This is a genomic window from Actinomadura luzonensis, assembly GCF_022664455.2.
GTDB classification, from domain to species: domain Bacteria; phylum Actinomycetota; class Actinomycetes; order Streptosporangiales; family Streptosporangiaceae; genus Nonomuraea; species Nonomuraea luzonensis.
Genome location: NZ_JAKRKC020000001.1, coordinates 6,349,732 through 6,358,096, shown reverse-complemented (window position 1 = coordinate 6,358,096; position 8,365 = coordinate 6,349,732). Strand labels below are relative to the sequence as shown.

At 74.7% G+C, this 8,365-nt stretch carries 9 protein-coding genes; 7 read left to right on the top strand and 2 right to left on the bottom strand.

Annotation, left to right across the window (positions count from 1 at the left end; translation table 11 throughout):
- Both MF672_RS30085 and MF672_RS30080 read left to right on the top strand, forming a co-directional pair.
- Positions 1-912 (top strand): LUD domain-containing protein (locus tag MF672_RS30085; RefSeq protein WP_247815480.1); only part of this gene is annotated, 912 nt, incomplete at its 5' end.
- The gene (locus MF672_RS30080; RefSeq protein WP_242375724.1) at positions 899-1,462 is read left to right on the top strand and encodes a LutC/YkgG family protein; all 564 of its coding nucleotides are present in this window, start codon (positions 899-901) and stop codon (positions 1,460-1,462) included. The genes MF672_RS30085 and MF672_RS30080, both read left to right, overlap by 14 nt.
- Here MF672_RS30080 and MF672_RS30075 read toward each other — a convergent pair.
- The gene (locus MF672_RS30075; protein WP_242375723.1) at positions 1,452-2,462 is read right to left on the bottom strand and encodes a baeRF2 domain-containing protein; all 1,011 of its coding nucleotides are present in this window, start codon (positions 2,460-2,462) and stop codon (positions 1,452-1,454) included. The two genes, MF672_RS30080 and MF672_RS30075, sit on opposite strands and share 11 nt — an antisense overlap.
- 3 nt (positions 2,463-2,465) lie before the next feature.
- Positions 2,466-2,876 carry a DUF2795 domain-containing protein gene (locus tag MF672_RS30070; protein ID WP_242375722.1) on the bottom strand — a complete coding sequence of 137 codons (411 nt, stop codon included), beginning with the start codon at positions 2,874-2,876 and terminating at the stop codon, positions 2,466-2,468.
- Between the two features lie 74 nt (positions 2,877-2,950).
- Between MF672_RS30070 and MF672_RS30065 the strand changes: the two genes are divergently transcribed.
- From MF672_RS30065 to speB, 5 genes are all read left to right on the top strand, one after another.
- Positions 2,951-4,060: a GNAT family N-acetyltransferase gene (locus tag MF672_RS30065; RefSeq protein ID WP_242375721.1), complete on the top strand. Its 1,110-nt coding sequence runs from the start codon at positions 2,951-2,953 to the stop codon at positions 4,058-4,060.
- Between the two features lie 64 nt (positions 4,061-4,124).
- Positions 4,125-5,306 carry a bifunctional cobalt-precorrin-7 (C(5))-methyltransferase/cobalt-precorrin-6B (C(15))-methyltransferase gene (locus MF672_RS30060; RefSeq protein ID WP_242375720.1) on the top strand — a complete coding sequence of 394 codons (1,182 nt, stop codon included), beginning with the start codon at positions 4,125-4,127 and terminating at the stop codon, positions 5,304-5,306.
- Between the two features lie 70 nt (positions 5,307-5,376).
- Entirely contained in the window at positions 5,377-6,216 is an 840-nt protein-coding gene (locus tag MF672_RS30055; RefSeq protein WP_242375719.1) for a sirohydrochlorin chelatase, read from the top strand.
- Positions 6,217-6,229: 13 nt separating this feature from the next.
- A complete protein-coding gene (gene cobT / locus MF672_RS30050; protein ID WP_407654753.1) occupies positions 6,230-7,315 on the top strand; it encodes a nicotinate-nucleotide--dimethylbenzimidazole phosphoribosyltransferase in 1,086 nt (361 codons plus the stop codon).
- 25 nt (positions 7,316-7,340) lie between these two features.
- A complete protein-coding gene (gene speB / locus MF672_RS30045; RefSeq protein ID WP_242375717.1) occupies positions 7,341-8,354 on the top strand; it encodes an agmatinase in 1,014 nt (337 codons plus the stop codon).
- The last annotated feature ends 11 nt before the right edge of the window (positions 8,355-8,365 follow it).

Genomic DNA, 8,365 nt, shown 5'->3' with positions numbered 1-8,365 from the left:
CGCAACCGCTCCGAGATCCGCGAGATCTTCCTGGAGAAGATGCCGCAGACCCCCGAAGGGCTGACCGACGACCCGCCCGCGCTCGCCGAGGCCGCCCGGCTCCACCTGCGCGAACGTTTCCTGCGCAGCAAGGTCGCGATCTCCGGCGCCAACTTCATGGTGGCCGAGACCGGCACCCTCGTCGTGCTGGAGTCCGAGGGCAACGGCCGCATGTGCCTGACCCTGCCCGAGACGCTGATCAGCGTGGTCGGCATCGAGAAGCTGCTGCCCGCCTGGCGCGACCTGGAGGTGTTCCTCCAGCTCCTGCCCCGCAGCTCCACGGGCGAGCGGATGAACCCGTACACGAGCATGTGGACCGGCGCCGTCGAGGGCCAGGACTTCCACCTCGTGCTGCTCGACAACGGCCGCACCGGCGTGCTCGCCGACGAGGTCGGCCGCCAGGCGCTGCGCTGCATCCGCTGCTCGGCCTGCCTCAACGTCTGCCCCGTCTACGAGCGCGCGGGCGGCCACGCCTACGGCTCGGTCTACCCCGGCCCGATCGGCGCGATCCTCACCCCGCAGCTCCGGGGCATGGGCTCCGAGCTGGACGCCTCGCTGCCGTTCGCCTCCAGCCTGTGCGGCGCCTGCTACGACGTCTGCCCGGTCGCCATCGACATCCCCGAGGTCCTGGTGGACCTGCGCGCCAAGGCCCCGCACGCGGCCGCGGAGCGGGCCGGCATGAAGGTCGCCGGCTGGATCCTCGACGACCACCGGCGGCTCGCCGCGGCCCAGCGCGTGGCCGGCAAGCTGCGCAGGCTGGTGCCGAGGAAGCGGCTGCCCGGCCCGGCGTCGGCCTGGACCGACACCCGGGACGTGCCGGACATCCCGGAAGAATCGTTCAGAGACTGGTGGGAGCGGAATGAGCGCGCGTGAGGAGATCCTCGCCCGGGTCGCCAAGGCCGTGGCGGGCGCGGCGGACGTCGAGATCCCGCGCGGCTACCGCGTCGCGGCCGCGACCGGCGACCTCGTGGGGCTGTTCGCCGAGCGGGTGGACGACTACCGGGCCGTCGTGCACGTGCTGCCCGCCGCCGAGGTGCCCGGCAGGATCGCCGAGCTCGTGACCGGCCGGCGCATGATCGTCCCAGACGGCTTCGACCTGCCGGGACACCAGAGCTGGGACGACCTCCACACCGCCGACGGCGTCGTCACCGGCTGCGCGGTCGGCATCGCCCTGACCGGCACCATCGTCCTCGACCACGGCCCCGGCCAGGGCGCGAGGGCCCAGACGCTGGTGCCCGACTACCACCTGTGCGTGGTGCGGGCCGACCAGATCGTCTCCTCGGTGCCCGAGGCGATCGCCCGGCTCGACCCGTCCCGGCCGCTGACCTGGATCAGCGGCCCGTCGGCCACCAGCGACATCGAGCTCAACCGGGTGGAGGGCGTCCACGGCCCCCGCACCCTCGAAGTGATCATCAGTACCTGAGCACGGCCGCCACGTCCTTGACGGCGTCGCTGAACCACAGCTCGGCGTCCGTCATCGCGGCGGCCCTGGCCAGGGCGGCGTCCGCGCGGTCGCGCTGCGGCTGCTCCACGCCCCAGCTCCGCAGCTCGCCCTCGTCGGTGTGGAGCTGGGCGCCGCCCTCGCCGACCCAGACCTGCTCCGGCAGCTCGCCGGGCAGCAGCAGCGCGTGCGCCCGGCCGTCGCGCAGGACCCGCGCGACCTCCGCGAGGCCGACCGGGCCGGACTGCTCCTGGTGGCGTTCCAGCAGCTCGGCGCGGCGGCGGTCGAGCCAGTCGTCGAGCGCCTGCTCCACGTCCTGCTCGAACTGGCCGTGGTCGGAGCGGCTGCCGTGCTCGACCATCAGCACCCGGTCGGCCGACTTGGTGCCCAGGTGCTGGAGCAGGTAGGAGCGCGACTTCGGCTCGCCGGCCACGATGACCAGCTCCGCGCCGAGCCGGCGCACCTGCTCGTCGATCTCGTGCGCGACGGCCTGCGCGTTCTGCTCCCAGGCGTTCTCGACGGACTGCTCGTAGCGCCGCTGCGACCAGCCGCCCTGCGCGGTCTTCTGCAGCGGCCACGACGCGGCCTCCACGACCGACCTGCGCGGGGCGCCGCCGCCGTACGCCGTCAGCTCCGCCCCCGCGTGGTCCACGATGACCCGCAGGTGCGGCACGTTCTCGCCGCGCTCCAGCAGCATGGGCGCGACGTGCGGCAGCGGCGACCAGGTGGCCTGCTCGTACGGCGCCCGCGGCAGCGGCTCGGCCAGCACGACCTCGCCGTGCGTGGCGAACAACGCCTGGCCGGGAGCGGCCCGCTCGGCCTGCTCCGCCAGCGCCGCGACCGTCGCCGGGTCCGCCCCGTCGAGCGAGTCGCGCACGCTGTGCCAGTGCGTCTCACGCTCCGGGCCGGTCAGCGCCCCCAGGTACACCGACGCGTACGGGCCGCGCCGCTCGTACAGCGGCCGGATGAAGTCGAGCCGCACCGGTCACCACCTCCGCTTCTCCACCCCGAGGCCGAGGGCCTCGCCCACGTCGGCCATGTTCGTGAACTCGCGTTCCGGGAGGGACCGCACCATGTCGGTCACCCGGTCGGGGGCACCCGACTCGTCGGCGTGGCGCAACAGGTCCGCCTTCGACTTGGGCCAGTGGGTGTCGCTCAGCCATTTGGCCAGGTCGGCGCGGACGTCCACGTCCTGCTGCGTCATTCCCTCGGGCACGCCGGGCTCGTGGCCGGGCGGGTACGACTGCATCGGCTCCTCACCTGCTGCGGGCATGGACTCAGGCTCCTTCCACTCCTCGGCGTGCGTGGTGCCGCCACCGCGCACCAGCCCCTCGGTCTCGTGCTTCTGCTGGGCGTCCAGGCGGGGTCCGTGCTTGTCGCTCCCACGTTCGATCATTCCCTCACTCCTCTCCCCAGCGCCCCTACCCCCGCTTTCGTGGGCAAACATCGCCGCTGTGTACCCTGCCGACCGTGTTCGATGCGGATGTCGCCATCGCCACGGCCCGCCTGACCCTGCGGCCGTTCGGCCCTCAGGACGCCGTGCGCGTCCGGTCCGTCGTGGAGTCCGGCGCCCGGTTCCTGCCGCCCGGCGCCCCCGCCCAGGCCGCGGGCGTCGCCGCCTGGCTGGACCGGGGCGTGCACGAGCTGCGCAGGTCGGGGCAGGGCATCCACCTCGCCATGACCGACGTGGACGGCGTCATCGTGGGCGCGATCAGCCTGTTCAAGACCTCCTGGGAGGCGGGCACCACCGAGGTCGGCTACGGCGTGCACCCCCTCTACCGGGGCCGCGGCCTGGCCACCGAGGCGCTGCGCGGGCTCGTCGAGTGGGTCTTCGACAAGACCCGGCTGCGCCGCATCGACCTCACCGCGAACCTGGACAACCTGCCGTCGCTCCGCGTCGCCCAGAAGGCGGGCTTCACCTGGGAAGGCGTGCTGCGCGGCGCGGTCATGGAGGACGACGGCCCGCACGACCTGGTCGTGTTCGGCCTGCTGCGCGGCGACGGCCGCGGCCCCGCCGTCGCGCTGCCGCGCGCCGAGCTGCGCACCGCGCGGCTGCTGCTGCGCGCCCCCGAGCCCGCCGACGCCGCCGACCTCGCCGCCACCGGCGCCGACCCGCTCACCCAGGCCAGGACCGGCGTGCCGCGCGGCTACGGCGTCGAGCACGCCCTGGCCTTCATCGACGGCGCGGAACGGGTGCGCCTCCGCGGCGCGGGCATCGCCTTCTCCGCCGTCGAGTCGGCGACCGGTCGCTTCGCCGTCAACGTCGACCTGCGCGACCTCGACTGGACCAACCGCACCGCCGAGATCGGCTACATGACCGCCCCCTGGGCGCGCGGCCGCGGCTACGCCGGCGAGGCCGTCCTCGGGGTCGCCCGCTGGCTGTTCGAACGGCAGGGCTTCAGCCGGCTCCAGCTCCGCGCCGCCGTGGACAACCCGCAGTCCCAGCGCGTGGCCGAGAAGGCCGGCTTCACCCGCGAGGGCGTGGCCCGCGCGGCGCTCGCCGGCGAGGACCTGGTGGTCTTCAGCCTCATACCGTCCGACCTGGCCTTTCCCGGCCGGCCGGAAGGCACGCCGTCCTGACCTTCCCACCCTTTGTGAAACCTCTCGGCAACCGTCACTCTGGAGGGGAGGAGGATGAGGCGCGATGATCACGGTTGTCGGCTGGGACGGAACGGAGTTCTCGCCCGGGGCACTCGACCGGCTGCGCGAGGCCGGGCTCGTGGTCGGGCCGGACCCCGTGCTCGGCCAGCTCAAGCTCACCGCGGCGACCGCGGCCGACGGCTCGCTGCTGGAGACCCTGGACGACCACCTGGAGCACGGCGACGGCCCCGCGGTGGTGATCGCGGAGGGCGACCCCGGCTTCTTCGGCGTCGTCCGCGCCCTGCGCGCGCACGGCCTCAAACCGGACGTGCTGCCCGCGACGTCGCTGGTCACCCGGGCCTTCGCCTGCGCCGGGCTCAACTGGGAGGACGCCCTCGTCGTCGCGCCCGCCGGCCCCCACCAGCTCAACCGGGCGGTCAACGCCTGCCGCGCGCACCCCAAGGTCGCGCTGCTGGTCGCCCCGGGCGTCGGCCCCGGCGAGATCGCCCGCGAGCTGGCCCCCACCACGCCGCGCGCGCTCATCGTCTGCGAGGACCTCGGCGGCCCCGACCAGCGGGTCACGCACAGCCGCATGGGCGAGGCCACCACCCGGCCGTGGAAGGACCCCGACGTCGTCCTCGTCGTCGACCCGCTCCACCACCAGGCCAAGGAGCCGGGCTGGGTGGCCGGGGCGCAGCCGGGGCCCGCCGAGTGGGCGCTGCCGTTCGAAGGGGCCGGGCTGCCGCCGCAGGTGCGGGCGTACGTGCTGGCCAAGCTGGGCCCGCGCCTCGGCGACCTGATCTGGGACGTCGGCGCCGGCGTCGGCGAGATCGCCGTCGAGTGCGCCAGGCACGGCGCGGCCGTCGTCGCCGTCGAGCGCGACGAGGCCCGCTGCGCCCTGCTGCGCTCCAACGTGCTCGAACACGGCGTCAAGGTGGCGCTCACCCGCGGCCAGGCGCCGCCCGCGCTGGAGCCCCTGCCCGACCCCGACGCGGTGTTCGTCGGCGGCGGCGGCGCCGACGTGGTGGCGGCCTGCGCGGCCCGCCGGCCCCGCTCGCTGGTGTGCGCGCTGCGCACCGTCGAGCAGGTCTCGGCCGTGCTCGACCGGCTGCGCGAGCACGGCTACCGGGGCGAGGGCTCGCAGATCCTGACCGCCGAGCTGACCGTCAACCCCGACGGATCCCACCGCCTGAGCGCCGCCGACCCCGTCTTCGTCGTGCACGCGACGCCCGCGCACGCACCGTGACCTGTTCCCTACCGGTGCGCATCGGTTATCCTCGCGTGTCCTTGTCCAACGCACCGGAGAATCCCTCACGATGAAGCCGCCGCTCCTGCTGATCGGGCAGGGCTCGCACGATGACGCCTACGCCGCGGAGTTCGGCAGGTTCGTACACCGGCTCCGCTGCCGCCTCGACCAGACGGCCGCCGACGTCTCGGGCGGCTACCTGGAGCGCGCCACGCCGCGGCTCAGCGAGTCCGTCGCCTCGCTGGTCGCGAGGGGCCACCACCGTCTCGTCGCGCTGCCGCTCAGCCTCGGCAGGACCAGCGACGACCTCGGCGCCGCCATGGCGCTCGAACAGCAGCGGCACCCCACCCTCATGTACGACCACGGCCGGCCACTCGGCCCCGACCCGCGGGTGCTGTCGCTGCTGGCCGAGCGGATGCTCGAAGCCGCCGCCGACCTGTCGCGGCCGCGTCCGCTGGAGCTGGTCGGCGCCCGGCCCCGGCTGCGCGCCGTGGACGCCCCCGTCGTCGAGGACCCGCACGTCGAGCCGGGCGAGACCGGCATCGTGCTGGTCGGCGAGGGCTCGACGGACCCGGCGGCCAACGCCGAGGTCCACCGCGTGTCCCGGCTGTTCTGGGAGACGCACGCCTACGACTTCATGACCGTCGAGACCGCGTTCGTGTCGGTCACGCCGCCCGGCGTGCCCGGCGGGCTCGAACGCTGCCGCCGGCTCGGGGCCAAGCGGGTGATCGTGGTGCCGTACCTGCTGTTCGCGGGCGGCATGCTGGAGCGCGTGTGGGCGCAGGCGCTGGCGTACGGCGCGGGACACCCCGACCTCGACATCCGCTGCGCCGAGGTCATCGGCGACTGCGAGACCCTGGCCGACGTCGTGATCGACCGCTACGAGGAAGCCCTCCAGCTCGTCCCGTAAGTCCCCCGAACCCATGTGGAGGTACGCCGTGCTGGCTGAGACCCTCGCCGCGATCCGCGCCGCGGACCCGGCCGCGATCGCCGAGGCCCGTGCCCTCCAGGACCGGCTCACCAAGCCGCGAGGCTCGCTCGGCGCGCTGGAGGACGTCGCGGTCCGGCTGGCCGGCGCGGCCGGCGCCTGCCCGCCGCCCCTGCCGGCCCCCGCCGCGCTGGCCATCTTCGCCGCCGACCACGGCGTGCACGCGGCCGGCGTCACGCCCTGGCCGCAGGAGGTCACCGTGCAGATGGTGGCCAACTTCCTGGCCGGCGGCGCGGTCGCCAACGCCTTCGCCGCCCAGGCCGGCGTGCCGGTGACCGTCGTGGACGTCGGCGTCGCCGCCGACCTGCCCGACGCGCCCGCCCTCGTCAAGCACAAGATCGCGTACGGCACCGCGGACCTGTCGCGCGGCCCCGCCATGACCGTCGACCAGGCCGTCAGGGCGCTGGAGGCGGGCATCACCGTGGCCCGCGACCTGGTGGCCGGCGGGGCGCGCTGCCTCATCACCGGCGACATGGGCATCGCCAACACCACCGCCTCGGCCGCCCTGATCTCCGCCTTCACCGGCGCCGACCCGGCCGAGGTCACCGGCAGGGGCACCGGCATCGACGACGAGACCCACGGACGCAAGATCAGCGTCGTCCGCGAGGCGCTGCGCGTCAACGGGCTGCCGGCCGACACCTCCTCCGCCAGCGAGGCGCTGCGGACGCTGGCCGCCGTCGGCGGGTTCGAGCACGCCGCCATCGCCGGGTTCATCCTCGGCGGCGCGGCGGCCCGCGTCCCGGTGCTGCTGGACGGCGTGATCGCCGGCGCGGCCGCGCTCGCCGCCGCCGCCCTCGACCCGGCCGCGCTCGACCACTGCGTCGCCGGGCACCGCTCGGCCGAGCCCGGCCACGCCGCCGCCCTCGACCGCCTCGGGCTGCGTCCCCTCGTGGACCTCGGGCTGCGGCTCGGTGAGGGCACCGGCGCGCTGCTGGCCCACCCGATGGTGTGCGCGGCCGTGCGGGTGATGCACGAGGTGGCCACGTTCGACTCGGCCGGGGTCACCGAGAAGCCCGTGTAAGGATGGTGCTCACTGGAGGTGAGCTGTGTCCCGATACGGCGCGATGTACGGCCCGGACTGCACGTTCCTTGGAGTTGACCGCTGCGACGTCGGCGACCCGGCGTCCTACGAGGGCGCCGACGTCGTCATCCTCGGCGCCCCCTTCGACGGCGGCACCTCCAACCGGCCGGGCGCCAGGTTCGGGCCGCAGGCGCTGCGCCAGGCGTGCTACCTGCCGCACGACGGCTCGCGGCCGAGCCTCGCGCTGCGCGTGGACGCGCTCAAGGACCTGCGGGTGCTCGACGCCGGCGACGTCGAGTGCTACTCCGGCGACGTGGAGGGCTCGCTGCGGGCCATCGAGGAGGCCGTGCACCGCGTCGCCGCCTCCGGGGCGATGCCGCTGGTGCTCGGCGGCGACCACACGATCGCGCTGCCCGACGCGCGCGGCACCGCCCGGGCGTACGCGCCCGGCCGCACCTCGATGATCCACTTCGACGCGCACGCCGACACCGGCGACATCGCCTTCGGCCACCTGTACGGCCACGGGCAGCCCATGCGGCGCCTCATCGAGTCCGGCGCCATCCGCGGCGACCGGTTCCTGCAGATCGGGCTGCGCGGCTACTGGCCCGAGCCGGAGACGCTGTCGTGGATGGCCGGGCAGCGGATGCGCTCGTACGAGATGACCGAGATCGTGGCGCGCGGGCTGGAGGAGGTGCTGACCGAGTCGTTCGCGATCGCCCTCGACGAGTGCGACCAGATCTTCCTGTCGGTCGACATCGACGTCTGCGACCCCGGCCACGCGCCCGGCACCGGCACGCCCGAGCCCGGCGGCCTGACCGCCCGCCAGCTCCTCGACGCGGTGCGCCGCATCTGCTACGAGCTGCCCGTCGCCGGCATGGAGCTGGTGGAGGTGGCGCCGCCGTACGATCACGCCGACATCACCGCCTACCTCGGCAACCGGGTTATCCTTGAGGCACTGTCAGCGATGGCCAGACGCCGCAGGGACGATCAGGGCGGGCCGCGCTGGGACCCGCGCCAGCCTCTCCTCGACGGCCGTTGACCCATGCGTTA

What these genes read in the sequence shown, in the direction of transcription:
- MF672_RS30055 (WP_242375719.1), top strand. Translation starts at nt 5,377, where the DNA reads ATGAAGCCGCCGCTCCTGCTGATCGGGCAGGGCTCGCACGATGACGCC.
- MF672_RS30080 (WP_242375724.1), top strand. Translation starts at nt 899, where the DNA reads ATGAGCGCGCGTGAGGAGATCCTCGCCCGGGTCGCCAAGGCCGTGGCG.
- MF672_RS30060 (WP_242375720.1), top strand. Translation starts at nt 4,125, where the DNA reads ATGATCACGGTTGTCGGCTGGGACGGAACGGAGTTCTCGCCCGGGGCA.
- MF672_RS30070 (WP_242375722.1), bottom strand. Translation starts at nt 2,876, where the DNA reads ATGATCGAACGTGGGAGCGACAAGCACGGACCCCGCCTGGACGCCCAG.
- cobT (WP_407654753.1), top strand. Translation starts at nt 6,230, where the DNA reads ATGTGGAGGTACGCCGTGCTGGCTGAGACCCTCGCCGCGATCCGCGCC.